This is a genomic window from Microbacterium proteolyticum (assembly GCF_029639405.1).
Taxonomy (GTDB): Bacteria; Actinomycetota; Actinomycetes; order Actinomycetales; family Microbacteriaceae; genus Microbacterium.
Genome location: NZ_CP121274.1, coordinates 621,004 through 642,694 on the forward strand (window position 1 = coordinate 621,004; position 21,691 = coordinate 642,694).

Sequence of the window (21,691 nt, forward strand, 5' to 3'; positions counted from 1 at the left end):
ATCGCACGATAGCACATGCCGTCCCGCCGTGCGATATCGTCGTCGGATCATGGCGGTCAAGATCAAGGACGTCGCGGCGCACGCCGGAGTCTCCGTGGGGACCGTCTCGAACGTGTTGAACGGCCGCGAGACCGTCTCGCCCGGCGCCGTCGAGCGCGTGCGCGCGGCGATCGAGGCACTCGGGTACATCCGAAATGACGCCGCCCGCCAACTGCGCGCCGGCCGCAGCCGGTCCATCGCACTGATCGTGCTCGACGTCGGCAACCCCTTCTTCGCGGCCGTCGCGCGCGGAGCCGAAGCCCGCGCCGCCGACGACGGCTACGTCGTGCTGCTCGGATCGAGCGGAGCCGACGGCGACCACGAGCGCCTCTACCTCGACCAGTTCCGCGAGCAGCGGGTGGCCGGTGTGCTGCTCACGCCCGCCGATGCCACCGGCGACGTCGTGGAGCGCCTGGCGGCCGCCGGCATACCGGTCGTCCTCGTCGACGAGCAGACCGCCGGCGACGACGTCTGCGCGGTCTCCGTCGACGACGTCGAAGGCGGGCACCTCGCCGCGGCCCACCTCCTCGCCTCGGGGAGACGACGGCTCGCCTTCGTCGGCGGCCCGCTCACGACCCGCCAGGTCGCCGACCGCCTCACCGGGGCGCGCCGCGCGGTCACCGAGGTCGACGGCGCCGAACTCGAGATCATCGAGACGGATGCCATGACGGTCCTCGCCGGCCGCGCCGCCGGCGAGCGCCTCCGTGAACGAGCCGACCGACCCGACGCCGTCTTCGCCGCGAACGACCTCCTCGCGGTCGGTGTGTTGCAGGCGCTCACGATGCTCGGCGACATCCGCGTGCCCGACGACATCGCTCTCGTCGGCTACGACGACATCGACTTCGCCGCCGCGACCGTCGTGCCCCTCACGTCGGTGCGTCAGCCGGCCGAGCTCCTCGGCTCCACCGCGGTCGACCTGCTGCTGCGGCAGTTGGACGGCGACCTCGACCCGGGCTCGCGTCAGGTGCGGTTCCGGCCCGAGCTGGTCGTGCGCGCGTCCAGCGGGTAGTTCCTGCCGCTCACTCGCGGACCCCTCTGCCCGCGACGCGCACCGTGCGCGGAGTCTCCCCCACCCCCATCCCGTGACTTGGGCCGTACGCACGCCGGGAGCGCGACCAGATGCCACAGGTCACCGATCTCCCTCGCCCTCTCTCGACCGCGGCTGCACCGCATCCTCCTCGCATGGCTGAGGCCGAACGTACGCCGCGGCGGTGATGGGGCGTACATATGGCGGAAGTCATCACGGCGGCGCGCGGGCGAGAAGCGCGAGCGCCCACTGCCGCGACAGAGGGGCGGGCGAAACGACGAGAGCCCCGACCGCCACGAGGGCGGCCGGGGCTCGACGGAGCAGAACTCAGAAGTTGAAGTCCGCGATGTTCGAGGCGTCGAACACGTACGGGTCGCCGAGGAGGACCGTCGCGTCGTCACCCACGGTGAACTCTCCGAGCTTGCCGGCCTCGAACGTGTCGCCCTTGGCGCCGGTGATGTCACCCTGGATCAGCGCCTTGGTCGCGAACGCGGCGAGGTAGCCGAGGTCGGCCGGGTTCCACAGCGCGAACGAGGTGATGGTGCCGTCCTGGACGTACTCGCGCAGCTGGTTCGGCGTGCCGAGACCCGTCAGAGCGACCTTGCCCTTGAAGGCCGAGGTCGAGAGGTAGCGGCCGGCGGCGGCGATGCCGACCGTGGTGGGCGAGATGATGCCCTTCAGGTCGGGGTAGGTCTGCAGCAGGGCAGCGGTGCGGTCGAACGAGGTCTGGTCGTCGTCGTCGCCGTAGACGACGTCGACGAGCTGGATGTTCGGGTGGTTGGCCGCGAGGTCCTTCTTCATCAGCTCGATCCAGGCGTTCTGGTTCGTCGCGTTGGCGGCTGCCGAGAGGATCGCCACCTGACCGGCGTCGCCGATCTGCTTGGCGATCTGGTCGACCTGCACCTTGGCGATGCCCTCGGACGTCGCCTGGTTGATGAAGAGGTCACGGCACTTGGCGTCGGTGTCGGAGTCGAAGGTCACGACCTTCACGCCCGCGCTCCGGGCCTCGTCCAGGGCGTCGCAGATGGCAGAGGGGTCGTTCGCCGAGATGACGAGGCCACCCACGCCCTGCTGCGCGGCGGTCTGGATGTACTGCACCTGCGACGTCGGAGTCGCCTCGCTCGGGCCGACCTGCTCGTACGTGCCGCCGAACTCCTTGATGGCCTCTTCGCCGCCCTTGTTGGAGGTGTCGAAGTAGGGGTTGCCGAGGTTCTTGGGCAGGAACGTGATCGACAGGTTGCCGCCACCGCCGCCGCTGCCGCCCGAGGCGTCACCTCCTCCGCTGCCGCCGGAGCAGCCGGTGGCGACGAGCGTGACCGCCAGGGCGAGGGCGGCGGCGGCGGTGCCGACGCGGGTCTTACGGGTGAATGCGAACATCGTTGTTTCCTTCCGTGGTGCGGGTGGTTGGTGCGGGGTCAGACCGTCGACGCCGGAGCGAGCGGCCGAGAACCCTTCCTCTTGCCGATGGCGGCCGCACGACGGGTGTGCAGACAGGCGAGGAGGCTGGCGGACACCACCGAGAGCACGAGGAGCAGCCCGGTGATGACGTTGATGATGTCGCTGGTGACCCCAGCGAGTCGGAGCGCGGATCCTAGGGTGCCGATGAGCAGCACGCCCGCGATGACGCCGTGCAGGGCGCCGCGGCCGCCGAAGATGGATACGCCGCCGAGGAGCACGGCCGCGATGACCTGCAGCTCCATACCCGTGGCGTTCTCGCCGCGGGCGTTGCTGTACAGCAGGGTGAAGTACACCCCGGCGAATCCCGACACGGTGCCGCTCAGGAGGAAGAGCACGAACTTCGTGCGGGCGACGTCGATGCCGGAGAACTGCGCGGCCTCCTTGTTCAGACCGATCGCGTAGAGCGAGCGGCCGAAGGGCGTCAGGTGCAGCAGGACCGCGAAGACGATCGCGAGGATGGCGAACGGGATCATGATGAGCGGCAGCGGCGTTCCCGGGATGTTCGCCTTCGCCAGGTCGGTCCACGTCTCGGGGAACTCGGTGACCGCCTCGGTGCCGAGCAGGCCCACCGCGATTCCGCGGAAGAGGGCGAGCGTACCGATCGTCACGGCGAGGGACGGGAGCCCGACGACCGTCACGAGGAAACCGTTGAGGGCTCCCGCCACCAGACCGACCACGATCGCGAGGAGCGCGGCGATCTCGAACGGCCATCCGTCGCGGGTGAGGACTCCGACCACGACGCTGGACAGGCCGACCACGCTCGCCACCGAGAGGTCGATCTCCTCGGTGATGATGATGAGCGTCATCGGCAACGCGATGAGCAGGATCGGCGCGACGTCGCGCAGCAGGTAGGTGACGGTCAGCGGGCTGCTGAAGTTTCGCACGGTCGCCAGCGAGACCAGGACGACCAGCAGCAGGATGCCGATGATGGCGGCCTCGCGCGAGAGCAACGCGCGACGCCAGAACGGACGGGCGTGCGCACGGTACGTGCGGGCGCGGGCGTCGACGGTGGTGGAGGTCATCGACCCGTCTCCCTCTCTGCGGTGAGCTTGCGGGACTGTCGGACGGCGAGCACGCGGTCGAGCACGATCGCGCCGAGGATGAGTGCGCCGACGACGGCCCGCTGCCAGAAGTCGTCGATGCCGAGGATCGGCAGGGCGCGGTTGATGGTGAGCAGCAGGTAGGCGCCGATGGCCGCGCCCCACACCGAGCCGACGCCGCCCGAGATCGCGACGCCGCCGATGACGGCCGCACCGATCGCCTGCAGCTCCCAGCCGAAGCCGGCGTTGGAGGCGACGGTTCCGTAGCGCGCGGCGTACAGGACGCCGGCGAGGCCCGCGAGGGCGCCGCTGGTGACGAAGGCGCCGATGATGCGGCGGTTGACCTTCAGACCGTAGAGGTGTGCGGCGGCAGGGTCGGACCCGATGGCGTAGAGCTCGCGCCCGCTGCGGAGGTTCCGCAGGTACCAGGCGGCGGCGATGAGCACGACCACGGCGAGGATCGTCAGCAGCGGGATGCCGAGCACCTGGCCGGTGCCGAGGCCGCGGAAGTCGGCGGGCAGGTCGCTCGCGTTCACCCGGTTGCTCCCCGCCCACGCGACGTTGATCCCGCGGTAGATGTACATCGTGCCGAGCGTTATCACGAGCGCCGGCACCTTGGCGTAGGCGACGAGCGCGCCGTTGATGAAGCCCAGGATGCCGCCGAGGAGGATGCCGGCGACGAAGACCCCGATCAGCGGCAGGCCGGGGACGTCGATGAACAGCCGGCCCGTCAGGTAGGCGGTGAGCCCGACGACGGACCCGACCGAGAGGTCGACGTTGCGCGTGATGATCACGATCGCCTGACCCACGGCCACGAGCAGGAGCAGCGACGGGGTGAGCAGCAGGTCGCGGAAACCGTCGGGCGAGAAGACGAACGTGGAGTTGTTCAGCGTCGCGATGACGATGATGAGGATGAGCGCGAGGACGATGCCGCTCTCGCGCGCCGTGGCGACGTGCGAGACGAGCTTCGCCGCGGGGCTGGTGCCCGGGCGGACGGGGGTGGCGGTGCTCATCGGAGGCCCTCCGCTTCGAGAGTCAGGGTGGCGACGGGCCGGGGCACGATCACAGGGATGCCTCCGCATCGGCGGTCGCGGCGAACATGATGGTCTCCGGGGTGGCATCCGCGCGGGCGAATTCCCCGGTGAGGCGCCCCTCGCGCATGACCAGCACGCGGTCGGCCATGCCCAGGACCTCGGGCAGCTCGCTCGAGATCATGAGGATCGCCAGGCCCTGCTGGGCGAGCTCGGAGAGCAGGCGGTGCACCTCGCTCTTCGTGCCGACGTCGATCCCGCGGGTGGGCTCGTCGACGATCAGAACCTTGGGCTCGGTCGCCAGCCACTTGCCGATCACGACCTTCTGCTGGTTACCGCCGCTGAGGGTGCCGGTCGTGGCATCCAGGGCCGCCGTCTTCACCTCGAGACGGCTCGCCCATTCGCGGGCGGCCCGGTTCTCGTCGGCCGTGCGGAGCAGGCCCCAGCGCGACAGCTTCGTGCGGATGGCGAGGGTGATGTTGCGCGAGACGCCCTCGTCGAGGACGAGTCCCTGCTTGCGACGGTCCTCGGGCACGAGCGCGAGGCCCCGGGCGGTCGCCTGCCGGACGCTACCCTTGGGCAGCACCGCCCCGTTCAGGCGCACCGTACCCGATTCGTACGCGTCGACGCCGAAGATCGCGCGGGCGACTTCGCTGCGTCCAGCGCCCACGAGGCCGGCCAGACCCACGATCTCGCCCGCACGCAGAGAGAACGACACGTCTCGGAACACTCCCGCGCGGGTCAGCCCTTCGACCTCGAGCACGACCTCGCCCGGGGTGGAGGGGAGCTTGGGGAAGAGCTCGGTGACGTCTCGGCCGACCATCTGTCGCACGAGGTCGTCCACGCTGGTGTCGGCGAGCGGCGTGGTGTGGACGTAGGCGCCGTCGCGCATCACGGTCACCGTGTCGCACAGGGCGAACACCTCGTCGAAGCGGTGCGAGATGAACAGCAGCGCGCGTCCCTCGTCGCGCAGGCTCCGCGCGACGGCGAAGAGGCGCTCGACCTCGACGCCGCTGAGTGCGGCGGTCGGCTCGTCCATGATCAGCACCCGCGCGTCGAGCGAGATGGCCTTGGCGATCTCGATGATCTGCTGGTCGGCGATGGAGAGACCCTCGGTCACGCGGTCGGGGTCGAGCGCGACACCCAAGCGCTGGAAGATCTGCGTCGCCTCCGCGCGCATCGCGGCGCGGTCGATGCGCCCGAGACGCCCCGTGGGCTGGCGACCCATGAAGATGTTCTCGGTGACCGAGAGGTCGGGGAAGAGCGTCGGCTCCTGATAGATCACGGCGATGCCCGCGGCCTTCGACTGGGCCGTGCTGACGAAGTCGACGCTCTCGCCGTCGAGCAGGAAGTCGCCGTCGTCGCGGCGGTAGAGCCCCGCGATGATCTTCACGAGCGTCGACTTGCCGGCGCCGTTCTCGCCGATCAGCGCGTGGATCGAGCCCCGGTCGAGCACCAGGCTCCCCGATCGCAGAGCGACGACGGGGCCGAAGGACTTCATCACACGGCGCAGTTCCAGCGCGTGGTCGTGCGGACCTGGAGTCGCGTTCGTCGCGTCAACCATGCGGCCTCCTCATCGAGGGTAGATTCGAAATCCCAGAATCTGAATCGTTTCAGATGGGATGCCAGTCACTGTAGGGTGACCTCGACGACGTGGTCAAGTCAGGATCGCGTCGAGACCCGATCGTGACGAGAGGAGCCCGCGTGACGGTGAGCATCCGCGATGTCGCGACCCTCGCGGGCGTGTCCGTCGGCACCGTCTCCAACGTGCTCAATCGGCCCGACACGGTCTCCGCCGCCTCGGCGCAACGGGTCCAGAACGCGATCGAGGAACTCGGATACGTCCGCAATGACGCCGCCCGTCAACTGCGCGCCGGCGTCAGCACGACCGTCGGCTTCGTGGCACTCGACGGCCGCAATCCCTTCTTCGCCGACGTCGTCGGCGGCGCTGAGAACGAGGCCACCACGCGCGGCCTCGCCCTGCTCCACGGCAACAGCGACGAGGATGCCGCCCGCGAGACGCTGTACATCGACCTCTTCGAGCAGCAGATGGTGCGGGGCCTGCTCATCGCCCCGTTCGGCGACGTCACGACCCGACTCACGCGGCTGCGCGCCCGCGGGATCCCCTCCGTGCTGATCGATCGATTCTCGGGGGACGGGCTGTTCTCGTCCGTCTCGGTCGACAGCGTGGCCGGCGGCCGCCTCGCGGCCGAGCACCTGCTCGAGCGGGGGCGCCGCCGCATCGCGTTCGTCGGGGGGCCCTTCGACATCCGGCAGGTCACCGACCGCCTGGCGGGCGCGCGCAGCGCCGTGGAGAACAGCGGTCTCGACGCCGTACTCGAAGTCGTCCCCACCCACGCTCTCACGGTGGAGGAGGGCTTCGAGGCTGGCCGCCGCCTCCTGACGCGCGACCGCACCGACCGCCCTGACGCCGTGTTCGCGGCGAACGACCTGCTGGCGCTGGGACTGCTGCAGGGACTCGTCGTCGACGGCCGCATGCTCGTCCCGGACGAGATCGCCGTCGTCGGTTTCGACGACATCCCCTTCGCCGCGGCCGCGGCCGTGCCCCTCACCTCGGTGCGTCAACCGAGCGCACTCATCGGGGGCACCGCCATGCGGATCCTGCTCGACGAGGCCGACGACCCCGACCGCCCTACGCGCCAGACGGTGTTCGCACCCGAACTGGTGGCCCGGGGCTCGACCGGCTGGCGGTAGCGAACCGCCACCCTGGCGGCGTGACTCGCCGAGGATGTACGCCGTTCGCCGCTCGACGGGATCATCTGCCCGAAGCCACCAGGAGGAGCGACGCGCGCTCACCCGGGGTCGACACCCCGCGTGAGCGTCACGTCTCGCGGGTGATCGTCACCTTCACCTTGAGCTGGCTCTTCCCCGGACCCGCGTACACACCGCGCAGCGGCGGCACGTCGTTGTAGTCGCGCCCACGGCCGACGAGCACGTGCCGGTCGCCGATCTCGATGTTGTTGGTCGGATCGAAGCCCTGCCAGTCCCCCGCGAACCACTCCACCCAGGCGTGGGACTCGCCCGTGACGGCCTCGCCCACTTCAGCGGAGGGCTTGGGGTGGAGGTAGCCCGACACGTAGCGGGCGGGGATGCCGACCTCGCGCAGCGCGCCGAGGGTGATGTGCGCGATGTCCTGGCACACGCCCTTGCGGGCCTCCCACGCGTCCACCGCGGTGGAGTGCACGCCCGTGACGCCCTGCATGTACTCGATGGCGTTGCCGACGGCCTCGGCGATGGCGTGCGCCGCCGGTCCGGGCCGGTCGTGGTCCGCCGCGATCTCGCGCGCGAGCGCGACCACCTCGGGGTGGGGCGTCGTGCGTCGCGTCTGCGTCAACTGCTCGACCGTGGTGATCGACCGGGACGCCTCCGCACGCAGTTCGTCCCACGTGATGTCGGCGTGCTCGATCGGACGCGGGCGCACCTCCACGAGCGAGCGCGCCGTGATCGTGAGCGCCGCGTGGGGCGAGAGCACGTCGAAGGCGGCGACCCGGGTGCCGAAGTAGTCGACGTACTGGTTGACCGAGGTGGAGGGCTCGATGTCCAGCGACGAACTCAGCACGAACTGGCTGTCGGTCGACCCGGGCAGCATCCGGGCCTCGTTGTACGAGGCGACGACGTCGCCCGGATACGCGAACCCGGTCTGGTGCTCGATGCGCAGGCGCTTCACGAGATCTCTCCGATCCACGCGGGCTCGGCCTGCGTCGGGAAGAACCGCGACCGGATGGCCTCGGATGCCTCACGGGTCACCGTCTGCACGCGCTGCATGTGCTCGGGCAGCTCGGCGAGGATGTCGCTGATGGGGCGGTACTCCAGGTCGTTGCGGATCTGCCCGAGGGCCCGCAGCACCGTGTTGGAGTGGCCGACGCGGTCGGCACGGGGATCGATGGCGCTCATGCAGTCCTCGGCGCGCTGGATGGAGTAGATGATCGACCGCGGGAACAGGCGGTCCAGCAGCAGGAACTCGGCCGCGTTGCGGGCGCTCGGCATCCCGCGATACGTCCGGAGGTACGCCTCGTACGCGCCGCACGAGCGGAGGATGGTCGTCCACGACGGACCGGACACCTCGGTGAGCGACCGGGTCGCGAGCAGACGCGCCGTCATGTCGGTGCGCTCGATGCTGCGACCCAGGGTGAAGAACTGCCAGGCCTCGTCGCGGTTCGTCGACGAGTCGACGATGCCGATCGCCAGAGCGGCGCGCTCGCGCACCCACTGGAAGAACTCGTGCACCTTCTCGGTCTGCAGACGCCGCGGCATCCGCGAGTTCGTCGTGTTCAGGGTCTCCCACAGCTCGGTCGAGACGATCTCGCGCGCACGGCGGGCGTTCTCACGCGCCGCGGTGAGCGAGTAGGCGATGCTCGACGGGTTCATGCGGTCGACCGCGAGGCGGGCGAGGACGTCGTCGCGCCGCACGGTGTCGACGTTCTCGGGGAACGCCGAGCCCATGACGCTCAGCAGCGACCGGCACGCCGTGTCCTCGTCGATCCACGGGTCTTCCAGGAGGAGCTGCAGATGGACGTCGAGGATGCGCGCGGTGCCGTCGGACCGCTCGATGTAACGGCCGATCCAGAACAGCGACTCGGCGATGCGACTCAGCACGAGGACACCTCCCCGTCGCTCTGCTGCTGTTGCTGCTCCGCCTGCGGGCCGTGCTGCACGCTCGCGTCGGCCTGCTGCTGCTGCTCCTGCTGGTCGCGGTCGACGCGGTGGTCGCGCGGGGCCGTGGCGGGAGCGGGCTGACCGTCGTAGATGATCGGGATCGCCTCCGTCACCGCCGCCTGGTCGGCCACGAGCCCCGAGACGCCGTTGCCCTGGCCGTACTCCACGTGCGACGGGGCGGAACCGCCGACGACCCACGTGTCCTTCGAGCCGCCGCCCTGGCTGGAATTGACCACGAGCTGCCCCTCCGGCAGGGCCACGCGGGTGAGACCACCGGGCAGCACCCAGATGTCGTCGCCGTCGTTCACGGCGAACGGCCGCAGGTCGGCGTGGCGGGGGCGCATGCCGTCCTCGACCAGGGTGGGGATCGTCGAGAGCATGACGACCGGCTGCGCGATCCACCCGCGCGGGTCGGCGAGCAGCCGCTTGCGGAGCTTCTCGAGCTCGGCGGGCGAGGCATCCGGACCGACGACGAGACCCTTGCCGCCGGAGCCGTCGACGGGCTTCACGACGAGTTCGGGCAGACGGTCGAGCACCTCTTCGAGCGCGCCCGGGTCCTCGAGCCGCCACGTGTCGACGTTCTTCAGGATCGGCTCCTCGGCGAGGTAGTACCGGATGAGGTCGGGCACGTACGTGTAGAGCAGCTTGTCGTCGGCGACGCCGTTGCCCACGGCGTTGGCGATCGTGACGTTCCCGAGCCGCGCGGCGAGCATGAGGCCGGGAGCGCCGAGCATGGAGTCGGCGCGGAACTGCATCGGGTCGAGGAAGTCGTCGTCCACGCGACGGTAGATGACGTCGACGCGCTGCGGACCACGGGTCGTGCGCATGAACACCTTGCCGCCGACGCACAGCAGGTCGCGGCCCTCGACCAGCTCGACACCCATCAGACGCGCGAGCAGCGTGTGCTCGTAGTACGCCGAGTTGTAGACGCCCGGGGTGAGCACCACGATGTTCGGGTCGTCGATCCCGGGCGGGGCGGACGCCCGGAGAGCCGCGAGCAGCTTGTTGGGGTAGTCGCCGACCGGCCGCACCCGCATCGAGACGAACAGTTCGGGCAGGGTCTGCGCCATGACCCGTCGGTTGGAGATGACGTACGACACTCCGGAGGGCACGCGCACGTTGTCCTCGAGGACCCGCATCTCGCCGTGCTCGTCGCGGATCAGGTCGATGCCCGACACCTGGATGCGCACGCCGTTGGCGCTGCGGATGCCGGCGGCCTGACGGTAGAAGTACTGCGACGACGCGATGAGACCCGCCGGGAGCACCCCGTCGCGCACGCAGTGCTGGTTGCCGTAGGCGTCGTCGAGGAACGCCTCGAGCGCACGCACCCGCTGCTTCACACCCGCTTCGATGCGCGACCATTCGTCGTAGGCGATGACCCGGGGGACGGCATCCAGGGGGAACGGACGCTCCTCCCCCGCGAAGTCGAACGTCACGCCCTGGGCGAGGTAGGAACTGGCGAGCGAGTCGGTGCGCCCGCGAAGCTCCTCCTGCGTCATCTGCGCCAACGCCTGGTACAGCTCCCGATACGCCTCGCGCGAGGGCGCCGCGTCACCGGGGGTGGCCGGGACACCGAACATCTCGTCGAACGCCGGGATGCCGGATACGGTCTTGCGCGGCGCCAACGTGGAGCCGTAACCGTCGAACAGGTCACCCATGCCCTGAGCCTACCCACGCCCGTGTTGCGGAGGTGTTTCCCCCGCGCGCAGAGCGGCGTGGCTAGGCTGGCCCGACATCCGCCGCCTCGACCGAAGGTGCCTCCATGCGCGCGCTCGTCACCAGTTCCCGCAACACCTTCGCTCTCGATCTGGTGCGAAAACTCGGCAGCGTCGGGCACACCGTCTTCGCGAGCGACACGTACGACGGCGCCGTCGGCAACCACTCGCGCTTCCTCGCCGGGCACCTCGTCACACCGTCTCCCCGATTCGAGACGGATGCCTTCATCGAGACGGTCGGCGCGTATGTGCGCGCGCACGACATCGACGTGATCATCCCCACGTTCGAGGAGGTCTTCTACCTCGCCGCCCGCGTCGCCGACCTCCCCGAGGGCGTCGAGCTGTACGCCGGCAGCTTCCCCGACCTCGCGCGCCTCCACGACAAGGCGAGCTTCCAGCGGTTGGCTCAGGATGCCGGTGTGCCGATCCCCGAGACGGTCGTGGTGACCTCCCCCGACGAGTTGCGCACCGCGATCGACGCGTTCCCCCGGTACTTCGCCCGCGCGGCGTTCTCGCGCGGCGGCGTGGGGCTGCTCACCAACACGGGCCCCCTCGCGGGGAAGGTGCCGATCGAGGACTGCGTTCCGACCCCGGACCAGCCCTGGCTCGTGCAGCCCTTCGTGGACGGCCCGATGGTCTGCACCTACAGCGTCGTCGTGGACGGGCGCGTCACCGCGCACACCACGTACAAGGCGGGCGAGCAGTGGGCGCACAGCACCGCGATCGCCTTCGTCGCCGTCGACAGCACCGACACCCTCCGCTACACGCAGCAGATCATCGACACGCTCGACCCGACGTTCACGGGGCAGATCTCGTTCGACTTCGTCGACCACGGCGCCGACGGGACGCCCGACTACAAGATCATCGAGTGCAACCCTCGGCCCACCAATGGCGTGATCCTCCTCGAGGCCCAGGACGTCTCGCGCGCGATCGAGGGGACGGTCGAGCACACGATCGTCGCCGTCCCCGGGACTCAGCGACAGATCACCCTCGCCGTCCTCGCCGACGCGTTCACCGAACCGCTCCAGCATCTGCCGAAGACGCTCCACGACCTCGTGCACGTGCGCGATGTGGGAGCCGGGTGGTGGGACGACGCCGCGATGCTGTGGAGCCCCGCGACCATCGTCCACGGCGCCAAGATCTCCCACGGCGAGCGCAAGGAGGTGCTGGCCGCCCTCGGCGACGACATCGTCTGGAACGGCGAGCCGATCCAGGGCATGTCCCCCGCCGACGCCGCGGCTCTGGAGGCCGTGCACGCCGGCCGCGTCTAGCCGCGTGAGGGGTCAAGATTTGTCGCCTGGCGGAGCCAGAGGCGACAGATCTTGACCCCTCACGCGGGCGAAGTCAGGGCCGCAGCACGACCTTGATGCAGCCGTCCTCCTTCTTCTGGAACGTCTCGTACAGGCCGGGGGCGTCCTCGAGCGGCGCGTGGTGCGTGACGAGGTCCATGACGCCGAGCGGGTCGGCGGGGTCCTCGACCAGCGGCAGGAGGTCGTCGATCCAGCGCTTGACGTTGCACTGGCCCATCCGCAGGGTCAGCTGCTGGTCGAACATCGTCTTCATCGGCAGGACGTCGGCCTCGCCGGCGTACACGCCGCTGAGCGACACGGTCCCCCCGCGGCGCACGACGTCGATCGAGGCGTGCATCGCGGCGAGGCGGTCGAGGCCGGCCGTGTCCATGAGCTTCTGCGCGAGGGCATCCGGGAGGAGGCCGATGGCATCCTGCGCGAATTTGATCCCGCCGTTGCCGTGCGCCTCCATGCCGACCGCGTCGACGACCCCGTCGGCCCCGCGGCCCTCGGTGAGGTCGCGCAGCTCGTCGACCACGCTGTCGGTGAGGTCGAGAGTCTGGACGCCGTGGCGCTCGGCCATCGCGCGCCGCTCGGCCACGGGCTCCACGGCCAGCACGCGGTACCCCAGGTGCACGCCGATGCGCGAGACGAACTGCCCGACCGGGCCCAGGCCCATGACGGCGAGCGTGCCGCCGTCCGGAACGTTCGCGTACTGCACGCCCTGCCACGCCGTCGGCACGATGTCGCTGAGGAAGAGATAGCGGTCGTCGGGCAGGTCGGTGCCCACCTTGATGTGGTTGTAGTCCGCGAGCGGCACCCGCAGGTACTCCGCCTGGCCGCCCGGGACCTGGCCGTACAGCTTCGTGTAGCCGAACAGGGCCGCGCCGCTGCCGTACTCGCGCACCTGCGTGGTCTCGCACTGCGACTGCAGCCCGCGACGGCACATGAAGCAGTGCCCGCACGAGATGTTGAACGGCACGACGACACGGTCGCCCACGGCGAGGTTCGTCACGCCCGAGCCGACCTCGACGACGACGCCCATCGGCTCGTGGCCGAGGACGTCACCGGGGTCGATGAACGGACCGAAGATCTCGTACAGGTGCAGATCGGAGCCGCAGATCGCGGTCGAGGTGATCTTGACGATCGCGTCGGTGGGTTCCAGGATCTGCGGGTCGGGGACCTCCTCGACGCTCACGTCGCGCTTGCCCTGCCAGGTCAGTGCCTTCATGGTGGTGCCTCTCGTTCCGGGGGGGACTCAGTCTGTGTCCGGCGCCCGGCGCAGCCCAGGTGGTTGACGAATGGATGCCGAGCCCCAAGCCTCGTCAGGCACCCGGTGCCGCGGCGGGCTCGGCGTCGACCCACACGTGCACCCGCCGGAGGAACGCGGCGTAACCGCCCGGAGTGCGTCCGATGAACCGCCCCGACGTCTCGACCTCATGCACATCGCTCCGGCGCTCCCGGGCGCCGATGCCGCGTGCCGCCCGGACGAGGGCGACGTCCTCGTGCTCACTCAGGTCGGGGATGCCGCCGGCGGCGGTGTACGTGCTCGCGCGCACGCCCAGATTGGCCCCGTGCACATTGCCCGCCGGACGGCCGCGGTGGTGGGTCGCCCGCCAATACGCCGTGTGGCGGTCGCTGAGATCGGCGAAGTCGGGGCGCACCGTCCCGAGGACCAGGTCGACACCGGCATCCATGAGGTCGAGTTGATGCGTGACCCAGTCGCGGGGCACCACGGTGTCGGCGTCCGTCATCGCGATCCAGATGTCGTCGGCCGAGGGCCCGAGTTTCGCGAGCGCGCGCGCGACGCCGATGCGCCGGGCGGTACCGACGTTGCGGGCGGCGATCGTGACGGTCTCGACCGGCCACCCCCGCACCTGCGCGGGCGTCGAGTCGCCGCACGCGTCGAGCACGACGACCACGATCGCGCGGAGATCCGGCTCGCGCTCGCGCGCCACGGCCACGGCGCGCGTCACCGACGACAGGCAGCGGCCGATGAGCGCTTCCTCGTCGTGCGCGGGGATGACGACCGCGACCGCTCTCACGGCACGAGCCCCGCCTCGGCGGCGACGGACCGCGCACCCCGGCGGCCGAACACCTCGAGGACGAAGTCCGCCTCTTCGTGCCGCACCAGGCGCGAGACGTCCGATCGCGCGGCGAGCGCGGCGTGCACGTCGTCCCCGCTGCGGGGATACTCCGCCACCGGATGCCGCCAGTGACAGACCACGAGATGACCGTCGGCGGCGAGCGAGTCGACGCCGGCCGCGAGACCGCGCTCCAGGTCACCGTCGCCCCAGTAGTACGCGACCTCGGAGAGCACGACGAGATCGAAGACGCCCTCCGGCCACTCGTCGGGGAGCCGTGCCCGGCGCACCTCGACGTGGTCGCGCCCCGACAGTCGTCGCTGCGCCTTCTCGACGGCCGCGGGGGCGAGATCCACGGCGAGGACACGGTCGCCGCGCTCCGCGAGGTGGGCGGTGAGCGCGCCGGCGGAGCATCCGGCCTCGAAGACCGACCGGTACCGGCGGCGCGGGAGCGCCGCGAGGAGCACGGCGCGCTTCCGCTCCTCGTACCAACGGGTGTCGAATCCCCACGGATCGTCGTGCCGGGCGTACATCCCGTCGAAGTAGTCCTGGCCGAGGGTCTCCGCGGGGTGTCCGGGGGATTCGGCGACGGCCGGCTCGGGGGCGAAGAACACCTCGGTGTCGCGGGCGAAGTGCGCCCGCATGCGCGCGTGCACCATCGGTTCGTCTCCGGGTGCCGCCGACAGCGGTCGCAGCTGACTCGCGTGGGCCTCGATCGCCCGGGTCTTGGCATCCCGTGCCGGCCCGTCCAGGATGAGGCGTTCCGCTCGACTCCAGGGCGCATCCTCGGGGGTGCCCCAGTGCCACAGCCAGATCGGGAACGCCCGCGAACGCACGCCGCGGGCAGCGCACACCTCCTCCGCGATCTCGCCGACCACCCGGTGATCGCGGTGACCGTCGCCGCGCCACGGCGACAGCACGAGCACCCGCTCACCGCCGGCGCGGTCGAGCGCGTCGCGCAGCGCCGCGGCGATGTCGTCTCGGTACGCGTCGGTCCCGCCGTCGGGGAGACCCAAGAAGACCGGATCGCCGCGCAGCCCCACGATCCGGGACGCGTCGATCAGCTCTCGCCGTCGCAGCAGTGCGAGGGTCGCCGGACTGTGCGTGGGCGAATCGGGATGCGATCCCTCCCCGTCGGTCACCACGATGAGATCGAGCGCGATCCCGCGCGCGGCCGCGATCGTCAGGAGTCCGGCGGCGCCCAGGCTCTCGTCGTCGGGGTGTGCCGCGATCACGACGACGCGGTCGACGTCGAGGTCGATCAGGGGCAGGGACGGCGGCGAGGACATGGCCCACACCTCTTCGTCGGTACCGGGCTCGCGGTGGTCGAAGGTCACCACGCGTCCGTCTCCTCGATGACCGCCGCACCGATCTTCGCGACATCGCGGTCGCCGTGGTGCTGCCGGACGTACACCTGCAGGTCGGCGACGCGCCGGGCATGGGCGTCGTCGGCGACGAGCGGGAGCGGCCCGAGCGCGTGCGCAGTCTCGGCGAGGACCGTCTCGACCGCGTCGGCGACGACCGTCCGTGCGCGAGCGGCGCGCAGCCCCTCGGATGCCGCGGTCCCCGCGCCGAACACGGTCGCGGTCTCGAGGAGCACGGCGCGCGCGGCCCACAGCGCGGCGTCCGCGCGCCCGAGGTGGACGCGCGAGAGCTGGTCGGCTCCGTCGCCGCCGGCGGCGTCGGCGAGTGCCGACCGCAGCGGCATCGCCCCGCCCCACCAGCACGCCGCGACCCCGACGCCGCCGTGGGCGAACCCGGGCCGTCGCAGGTACCACCCGGGCTCCCCCACCGGAACGGCGACCACGTCGTCGACGTCGATCGGCGCGCTGACCACGCGCGAGAGTCCCCGCGCGTGCCACGGACCGGTGCGGGCCGTGACCGCCGGGTCGCGAAGGTCGAGGGCGAACAACTGCCGACGATCACCGTCCACCCACGCCGTGACGAGCGCTCGGTCGAGGTCGGCGGCGAGCGAGCACCAGGGCTTCGTTCCGCGGAGCGTCCAGACGCCGGCATCCTCTCGCGCCTCCAGCCGCATCCCGGGGCCCTCGGCCGCGAAGACACCCCATGAGCCGGCGGTGTCCACGTCGGGATATCCGGCCGCGACCGCCTCGTCGAGGATGCCGAGCGCGTCGAGGTGCGGCTCCACCACGCGGGCCGCGGCGACGTCGCGTGCAGCGATGGATGCCAGCAGCTCCCACGTCGCCCCGAGGGACGACGGGCGGGGGATCGTGACGGCCCATTCGAGCGTGGCGGCGATGTCGGCGCCGAGGGCGTCCACGGCATCCGCGTCGGCGAGGGTGCCGCGCACGACGTCGAGTCCGACGGTGTCTTCGGAGGCGAGGAGGGGGAAGGGGGGATGGGCGGAGTCGCTCATCCCCTGATTCTTCCCGCCTCAGAAAGTTCCGCTGAGGGTTGACAGCGGAACGGATGCCAGGGCTCAGCGCCGCGGACGCACCGCGGCGTCGGCGTGCGCCAGGGTCTGCAGCAGATGCGGGAAGCGGGCCGAGACGCCCGTGCGGCGCAGGCGGTCCAACGCCGGTTCCTCGGCGGGAAGGCGATGGTGCTCGCCGCGGACGAGCCGTCGCGTGGCGTTGAGCAGGGCCATCGGGTGGGTGTCCAGAGCGCTGTGGCCGTTGTGGAGCCGGACGAGGGTGGCATCCGGGGCCGTCCGGGCGACCCGCTCGGCGATCTCGGGCGGCGTCCGCAGATCGCGGTCGCCGGAGAGGAGGACCATCGGCCACGGGAATGCCGCGACCGCGGCGGTCAGATCGTACGGCTCGCCCTCGAACGCCGGATACCGTTCGGCGAGCGGGGCGTAGGTGAGCGCCGGGTCCAGCGGAAGCCCGTCGGGCGCGGCGCCGTAGTGCAGCTCGCGGAACGCGATCGTGCCGACGACGTCGAACTCGTAGATGCCCGGGATTCGCGCGACCGAGCCGTCGCGGGAGGCGTACGCGGCGAGCGCGTGCCACGCGAGACCCGGACGGTGCCGGACGAGCGGACGCACGAGGTCGGGGCCCGCGAGCTCGTAGGCCGCCCGGACGACGTCGAGCACCACGCGTTCGTCGATCCCGTCGGACACGAGGCGGCGCACTCCGCGGGACAGGTCGTCGTCGGCATCCCAGAAGAGGGTCCGCAGGCGGTCGCGCTCCAGCGCCAGATCCTCGGTGGATTGCAGGGCCGAGTCGAGCAGCATCCCCGCCACGCGGTCCGGATGCCGAGCCCCGAAGCTCGAGGAGAGGTAGCTGCCGTAGGACGACCCGATCAGGTACGCCCGGTCGACCCCCTCGGCGTCGAGCACGGCGGCCAGGTCGTCGAGGACCGCGGTGACGCGCATCGCGTCGGCGGGGAGCACGCGACCGGCGAGGTCGTGCCGCGACCGGCCGACGCCGCGGTGCTCGACCATCAGGACGTCGAGGCCGCCCTCGGCGGCGCGGCGACGCAGTCCCCGATACGGCAGGAGGGATGCCAGCCCCGGGCCGCCCGGGATGATCAGGGCCGGGGTCGCGGTGCGCGGACCGGTGCGTACGTAGCTCAGCTCGAACGGGGGCTCCCCGCCGGCGGCCGGGCGCCGCAGCTCCCTGACGTTCTCACCCATCCCTGCACCGTACCCCCGCACTCCACGCGCGAGTCGCCAAGATCTGTCGCCTCACAGCGGGTCCAGGCGACATTATTTGGCGACTCACGCGGGTCACCGCCCTCAGGCGGGGACCGACGGACCCAGCACCGCCAGCAGGCGCAGCTTCTCGGCGCTCTCGCTGCCGGGGACCGCCGTGTAGACGAGCAGCGAGTGCGAGGTCTCGGGATCGACGAGGGACTGGCAGTGCAGCTCGAGCGATCCCACCGCGGGATGGACGAACCGCTTCGTCGCGCTCGGCCGCAGCCCCACCTCGTGCGCCGCCCACAGGGTCCGGAACTCGGGGCTCCGCGCCAGCAGGTCGTCGGCGAGCGCCGCCGCGCGCGAGCCGGGTCCGCGGCGGCCCGCGAGTTCGCGGAGGCCCGCGGCGAAGAGCCGACTGAGGAACCCGTGCTCCTCGGGCGCGTAGAGCGCCCGCGCGCCGGGGTCGCTGAACCACCGGTAGCCGAGGCTCCGCTCCGGCCCCGACCGCAGCGACGCGTCGCTGGTGAGCGCGGCACCCAGCGGCGACTGCCGCAGCGTCTCACCCAGTTCGGTCACGATCTCGGCGGGGGTGTCGTCGAGGCGGTCGAGGATGCGGAGGAGCCCAGGGCTGACATGCTCGCCCGCGGCGGAGCGCTCGTCGGGCACGTGACCGGCGAGCCGGAACAGGTGGTCGCGCTCGGCGCGCGTGAGGTGGAAACCCTGCGCGATGGCCGCGAGCATCTGCGGCGACGGCTGCGGTCCGCGCTCCCGCTCCAGCCGCGCGTAGTAGTCGGCCGACATGTGGGCGAGCGCGGCGGCCTCCTCGCGCCGGAGCCCGGGCGTCCGGCGGCGCGCGCCGCGTGGCATCCCGACGTCCTCGGGTTGGAGCGCCTCGCGACGGGTGCGGAGGAAGTCCGCGAGGGCCGTTCGGTCGATCATGGTCCCTGTCTACCCGCCGGACGGTGACGGATCCAGGACGCGGCGATCCCCCTCTCGCACGGCGCGGCCCGCTCAGCCGGGGATCGACGGGTCCTGGTTCGGATCCGTCTCCCGGCGCACGCTGGGACCCACCCCGACCGAGGAGACATCATGACCGACACCGACATCCCCCTCCCCTCCCTCGCCGGCCGCCGAGCCGTGCTGACCGGCGGCAGCGACGGCATGGGCCTCGTGATCGCCGAGCGTCTGGCCGCGGCGGGCGCCGAGGTGGTCCTCCCCGTCCGCAACCGGGCGAAGGGCGACCGCGCCGCCCGGACGATCCGTGAGCGGGTCCCCGGCGCCCGCCTCGAGCTGCACGATCTCGACCTGTCGTCACTGGCGAGCGTCGCGGACTTCGCCGGGGTCCTCCGCGCCGACGGACGACCGGTGCACCTGCTCGTCAACAACGCCGGAGTCATGACACCGCCCGAGCGGCAGACCACCGCCGACGGGTTCGAACTGCAGTTCGGCACGAACCACCTCGGTCATGTGGCGCTCGTCGGCGGCATCCTGCCCCTGCTCACCGCGGGCAGCGCGCGGGTCGTGACGCAGCTCAGCATCGCCGCGCGCAGCGGACGCATCGCCTGGGACGACCTCCCGGCCGAGCGCGGGTACGACGGCCAGCGCGTGTACTCGGCGTCGAAGATCGCGCTGGGGTTGTTCGCGCGCGAACTCGACCGCCGCAGCACCGACGGCGGTTGGGGCATCCGGAGCGTCGTCTCCCACCCCGGCGTCGCGCCGTCGAACCTCCTCGCCGCCCGGCCGGAGATCGGCCGCACCACCGACGTCCCCGCGGTGCGCGCCATCCGCTGGATGTCGCGTCACGGCATCCTGCTCGGCACCGTTCGCTCCGCCGCGCAGCCGGCGCTCCTCGCGGCGACGACGACTGACCCGCGCAGCGACGTGCTCTACGGCCCGCGCGGCCCGATGAACCTCGGCGGCACCCCGTCGACCCACGCGCTGTACCGCCCGCTCCGCGACCTCGACGAGGCCCGACGCGTGTGGGACGAGTCGCAGCGCCTGGTCGGTGTGACGCTGGCCTGAGCCTTCGGCGCGTGAGGGGTCAAGAATTGTCGCCTGCGCGCGGGTCGAGGCGACAATTCTTGACCCCTCACGCGTTCCGGTTGGCTGTGAGTTCGGGATGCCACGGCCCCCGGGCCTCGCGACCTCCTTATGCTCCGAACGTGGCCTCTGCTCCCCGCACTCTCGACCTGCTCGCGGCCGGCGCCGGCGTGGCGGCCGCCGTCCTCGGCGCCGGACTCGGCGAGCTGACCGCGGCCGTCGTCGCACCGTCGGCGAGCCCCTTCGCCGTCATCGGCGGCGGGATGATCGACATCGCACCGCCGTGGGGGAAAGACCTCGCGATCAGCCTGTTCGGCACCAACGACAAGGCCGCCCTGCTGGTCGGCATCGCGATCCTCCTCCTGGCGGTCGCCGCTGCCGCCGGGGTGCTCGAGCGTCGTCGTCCGCCGTGGGGGCGCATGATCCTGGCCGGGCTCGGTGTGGTCGGCGCGGTCGTGTCGATGACGCGGGCCGACGCCGACGTGCTGTCGCCGCTCCCCTCGTTCGTGGCGGGCGCGGTCGCCGTGATCGTGGGGGCGCTGCTGATCGCGCGCCTCCGCCGCCCAGCGGACGCCGCCGGAACCGCCACCGCCCCCGAGACCCCCGGGCCGACACGGCGCAACGTCCTCGTCCTCTCCGGCCTCGCGGTCGTCGCCGGGGCTCTCGCCGCGGTGGGATCCGCCGCCGTCCGCGGAGGCGCGCAGGCCGCGACCGTGGTGCGCTCCGCCCTCCGCCTGCCGACCCCCGCGACCACCACGCCCGTCCCGGCGACCGCGGAGCTGGGCATCGACGGCCTCGCCCCCGTCATCACGCCGTCGGCGGACTTCTACCGCATCGACACCGCGCTGGTGGTACCGCAGGTCGACCTGTCGTCGTGGTCGCTCCGCATCCACGGCCTGGTCGAGGAAGAGGTCGTGGTGACGTGGGACGACCTCGTCGCCCTCCCCCAGCGCGAGACCGTCGCGACCCTCGTGTGCGTGTCGAACGAGGTCGGCGGCGACCTGATCGGAACGGCGCGCTGGCTGGGCATCCCGATCCGCGACCTGCTCGCCCGGGCGAAACCGACGGCGGATGCCGACATGGTGCTGTCGCACTCGATCGACGGGTTCACCGCCTCGACGCCGCTGGAGGCGCTGACCGACGAACGCGACGCGCTCCTCGCGATCGGCATGAACGGCGAGCCGCTCCCGATCGAGCACGGCTTCCCGGTCCGGATGGTCGTCCCCGGTCTGTACGGCTACGTCTCGGCCACCAAGTGGGTCACCGAACTCGAGGTGACGCAGTACGCCGTAGCCGAGGGGTACTGGACCTCGCGCGGCTGGTCGGCCCGCGGCCCGGTGAAACCGGCATCCCGGATCGACGTTCCGCGCGCCGGCGCGCGTGTCGCCGCGGGCTCGACCGTCATCGCCGGAGTCGCGTGGCACAACCACGTCGGCGTCGCGGGCGTCGAGGTGCAGATCGACGACGGGGCGTGGATCCCCGCGAAGCTGGCGACGGCGATCTCGGCCGACACGTGGGTGCAGTGGAGCGTGCCGTGGGATGCCACGTCGGGAACGCACACGATCCGCTGCCGCGCCACGTCCGCCACCGGCGAGACCCAGACGGAGCAGCGCGCCGCCCCCGCCCCCGACGGCGCGACGGGCTGGGACGAGCTGACGCTCACCGTCGCGTGAGGGGTCATTTTCTGTCG

General features: G+C 71.5%; 18 protein-coding genes. 5 read left to right on the plus strand and 13 right to left on the minus strand.

What is annotated here, in order from left to right; genetic code table 11:
* The first annotated feature begins 49 nt into the window (after positions 1 to 49).
* Entirely contained in the window at positions 50 to 1,048 is a 999-nt protein-coding gene (locus P8R59_RS03690; protein WP_278102777.1) for a LacI family DNA-binding transcriptional regulator, read from the plus strand.
* 345 nt (positions 1,049 to 1,393) lie between these two features.
* On the opposite strand, the gene rhaS is transcribed toward P8R59_RS03690, so the two are convergent.
* Genes rhaS through P8R59_RS03710 form a run of 4 tightly spaced genes read right to left on the minus strand, consistent with a single transcriptional unit; the run spans position 1,394 to position 6,159 of the window.
* Positions 1,394 to 2,443: a rhamnose ABC transporter substrate-binding protein gene (gene rhaS / locus P8R59_RS03695; RefSeq protein WP_278102778.1), complete on the minus strand. Its 1,050-nt coding sequence runs from the start codon at positions 2,441 to 2,443 to the stop codon at positions 1,394 to 1,396.
* Positions 2,444 to 2,481: 38 nt separating this feature from the next.
* Positions 2,482 to 3,546, minus strand: a complete 1,065-nt coding sequence (locus P8R59_RS03700; RefSeq protein ID WP_278102779.1) for an ABC transporter permease — start codon at positions 3,544 to 3,546, stop codon at positions 2,482 to 2,484.
* Entirely contained in the window at positions 3,543 to 4,577 is a 1,035-nt protein-coding gene (locus tag P8R59_RS03705) for an ABC transporter permease (protein ID WP_278102780.1), read from the minus strand. The genes P8R59_RS03700 and P8R59_RS03705 overlap by 4 nt, the downstream gene beginning before the upstream one ends.
* A 49-nt stretch (positions 4,578 to 4,626) precedes the next feature.
* Positions 4,627 to 6,159, minus strand: coding sequence for a sugar ABC transporter ATP-binding protein (locus P8R59_RS03710; protein WP_278102781.1), 1,533 nt, complete (start codon positions 6,157 to 6,159; stop codon positions 4,627 to 4,629).
* Between the two features lie 140 nt (positions 6,160 to 6,299).
* On the opposite strand from P8R59_RS03710, the gene P8R59_RS03715 reads away from it, so the two are divergent.
* Positions 6,300 to 7,310, plus strand: coding sequence for a LacI family DNA-binding transcriptional regulator (locus P8R59_RS03715; protein WP_278102782.1), 1,011 nt, complete (start codon positions 6,300 to 6,302; stop codon positions 7,308 to 7,310).
* Positions 7,311 to 7,437: 127 nt separating this feature from the next.
* Here P8R59_RS03715 and P8R59_RS03720 read toward each other — a convergent pair whose 3' ends face one another.
* From P8R59_RS03720 to P8R59_RS03730, 3 genes are read right to left on the minus strand one after another with little or no spacing between them, the layout of a single operon-like run.
* Positions 7,438 to 8,283, minus strand: a complete 846-nt coding sequence (locus tag P8R59_RS03720) for a transglutaminase family protein (protein ID WP_077049728.1) — start codon at positions 8,281 to 8,283, stop codon at positions 7,438 to 7,440.
* On the minus strand, positions 8,280 to 9,212 hold the full coding sequence (locus P8R59_RS03725) for an alpha-E domain-containing protein (RefSeq protein ID WP_077049729.1): 933 nt from the start codon (positions 9,210 to 9,212) through the stop codon (positions 8,280 to 8,282). The genes P8R59_RS03720 and P8R59_RS03725 overlap by 4 nt, the downstream gene beginning before the upstream one ends.
* Positions 9,206 to 10,930, minus strand: a complete 1,725-nt coding sequence (locus P8R59_RS03730; protein ID WP_278102783.1) for a circularly permuted type 2 ATP-grasp protein — start codon at positions 10,928 to 10,930, stop codon at positions 9,206 to 9,208. Before P8R59_RS03730 ends, P8R59_RS03725 begins: the two co-directional genes overlap by 7 nt.
* Positions 10,931 to 11,034: 104 nt before the next feature.
* Here P8R59_RS03730 and P8R59_RS03735 point away from each other — a divergent pair, with 104 nt between their 5' ends.
* On the plus strand, positions 11,035 to 12,258 hold the full coding sequence (locus tag P8R59_RS03735) for a carbamoyl-phosphate synthase large subunit (protein ID WP_278102784.1): 1,224 nt from the start codon (positions 11,035 to 11,037) through the stop codon (positions 12,256 to 12,258).
* Positions 12,259 to 12,331: 73 nt separating this feature from the next.
* Here P8R59_RS03735 and P8R59_RS03740 read toward each other — a convergent pair whose 3' ends face one another.
* From P8R59_RS03740 to P8R59_RS03765, 6 genes are all read right to left on the minus strand, one after another.
* A complete protein-coding gene (locus P8R59_RS03740) occupies positions 12,332 to 13,507 on the minus strand; it encodes an alcohol dehydrogenase catalytic domain-containing protein (protein WP_278102785.1) in 1,176 nt (391 codons plus the stop codon).
* 94 nt (positions 13,508 to 13,601) lie between these two features.
* Complete coding sequence (locus P8R59_RS03745) at positions 13,602 to 14,321, minus strand: glycosyltransferase (protein WP_278102786.1); 720 nt, start codon at positions 14,319 to 14,321, stop codon at positions 13,602 to 13,604.
* Positions 14,318 to 15,700 (minus strand): bifunctional PIG-L family deacetylase/class I SAM-dependent methyltransferase, encoded by a 1,383-nt coding sequence (locus tag P8R59_RS03750; protein WP_278102787.1) that lies wholly within the window; start codon positions 15,698 to 15,700, stop codon positions 14,318 to 14,320. The genes P8R59_RS03745 and P8R59_RS03750 overlap by 4 nt, the downstream gene beginning before the upstream one ends.
* Positions 15,694 to 16,737 (minus strand): acyl-CoA dehydrogenase, encoded by a 1,044-nt coding sequence (locus tag P8R59_RS03755; RefSeq protein WP_278102788.1) that lies wholly within the window; start codon positions 16,735 to 16,737, stop codon positions 15,694 to 15,696. Before P8R59_RS03755 ends, P8R59_RS03750 begins: the two co-directional genes overlap by 7 nt.
* A gap of 63 nt (positions 16,738 to 16,800) precedes the next feature.
* Complete coding sequence (locus P8R59_RS03760; protein ID WP_278102789.1) at positions 16,801 to 17,958, minus strand: alpha/beta fold hydrolase; 1,158 nt, start codon at positions 17,956 to 17,958, stop codon at positions 16,801 to 16,803.
* A gap of 102 nt (positions 17,959 to 18,060) precedes the next feature.
* Positions 18,061 to 18,900: a helix-turn-helix transcriptional regulator gene (locus tag P8R59_RS03765; protein ID WP_278102790.1), complete on the minus strand. Its 840-nt coding sequence runs from the start codon at positions 18,898 to 18,900 to the stop codon at positions 18,061 to 18,063.
* 150 nt (positions 18,901 to 19,050) lie between these two features.
* Between P8R59_RS03765 and P8R59_RS03770 the strand changes: the two genes are divergently transcribed.
* Both P8R59_RS03770 and P8R59_RS03775 read left to right on the plus strand, forming a co-directional pair.
* Positions 19,051 to 19,983 carry an SDR family oxidoreductase gene (locus P8R59_RS03770; protein WP_278102791.1) on the plus strand — a complete coding sequence of 311 codons (933 nt, stop codon included), beginning with the start codon at positions 19,051 to 19,053 and terminating at the stop codon, positions 19,981 to 19,983.
* Between the two features lie 140 nt (positions 19,984 to 20,123).
* Entirely contained in the window at positions 20,124 to 21,674 is a 1,551-nt protein-coding gene (locus P8R59_RS03775; protein WP_278102792.1) for a molybdopterin-dependent oxidoreductase, read from the plus strand.
* Positions 21,675 to 21,691: the final 17 nt, after the last annotated feature.

What these genes read in the sequence shown, in the direction of transcription:
- P8R59_RS03690 (WP_278102777.1), top strand. Translation starts at nt 50, where the DNA reads ATGGCGGTCAAGATCAAGGACGTCGCGGCGCACGCCGGAGTCTCCGTG.
- rhaS (WP_278102778.1), bottom strand. Translation starts at nt 2,443, where the DNA reads ATGTTCGCATTCACCCGTAAGACCCGCGTCGGCACCGCCGCCGCCGCC.
- P8R59_RS03700 (WP_278102779.1), bottom strand. Translation starts at nt 3,546, where the DNA reads ATGACCTCCACCACCGTCGACGCCCGCGCCCGCACGTACCGTGCGCAC.
- P8R59_RS03705 (WP_278102780.1), bottom strand. Translation starts at nt 4,577, where the DNA reads ATGAGCACCGCCACCCCCGTCCGCCCGGGCACCAGCCCCGCGGCGAAG.
- P8R59_RS03710 (WP_278102781.1), bottom strand. Translation starts at nt 6,159, where the DNA reads ATGGTTGACGCGACGAACGCGACTCCAGGTCCGCACGACCACGCGCTG.
- P8R59_RS03730 (WP_278102783.1), bottom strand. Translation starts at nt 10,930, where the DNA reads ATGGGTGACCTGTTCGACGGTTACGGCTCCACGTTGGCGCCGCGCAAG.
- P8R59_RS03735 (WP_278102784.1), top strand. Translation starts at nt 11,035, where the DNA reads ATGCGCGCGCTCGTCACCAGTTCCCGCAACACCTTCGCTCTCGATCTG.
- P8R59_RS03740 (WP_278102785.1), bottom strand. Translation starts at nt 13,507, where the DNA reads ATGAAGGCACTGACCTGGCAGGGCAAGCGCGACGTGAGCGTCGAGGAG.
- P8R59_RS03755 (WP_278102788.1), bottom strand. Translation starts at nt 16,737, where the DNA reads ATGAGCGACTCCGCCCATCCCCCCTTCCCCCTCCTCGCCTCCGAAGAC.
- P8R59_RS03760 (WP_278102789.1), bottom strand. Translation starts at nt 17,958, where the DNA reads ATGGGTGAGAACGTCAGGGAGCTGCGGCGCCCGGCCGCCGGCGGGGAG.
- P8R59_RS03765 (WP_278102790.1), bottom strand. Translation starts at nt 18,900, where the DNA reads ATGATCGACCGAACGGCCCTCGCGGACTTCCTCCGCACCCGTCGCGAG.
- P8R59_RS03770 (WP_278102791.1), top strand. Translation starts at nt 19,051, where the DNA reads ATGACCGACACCGACATCCCCCTCCCCTCCCTCGCCGGCCGCCGAGCC.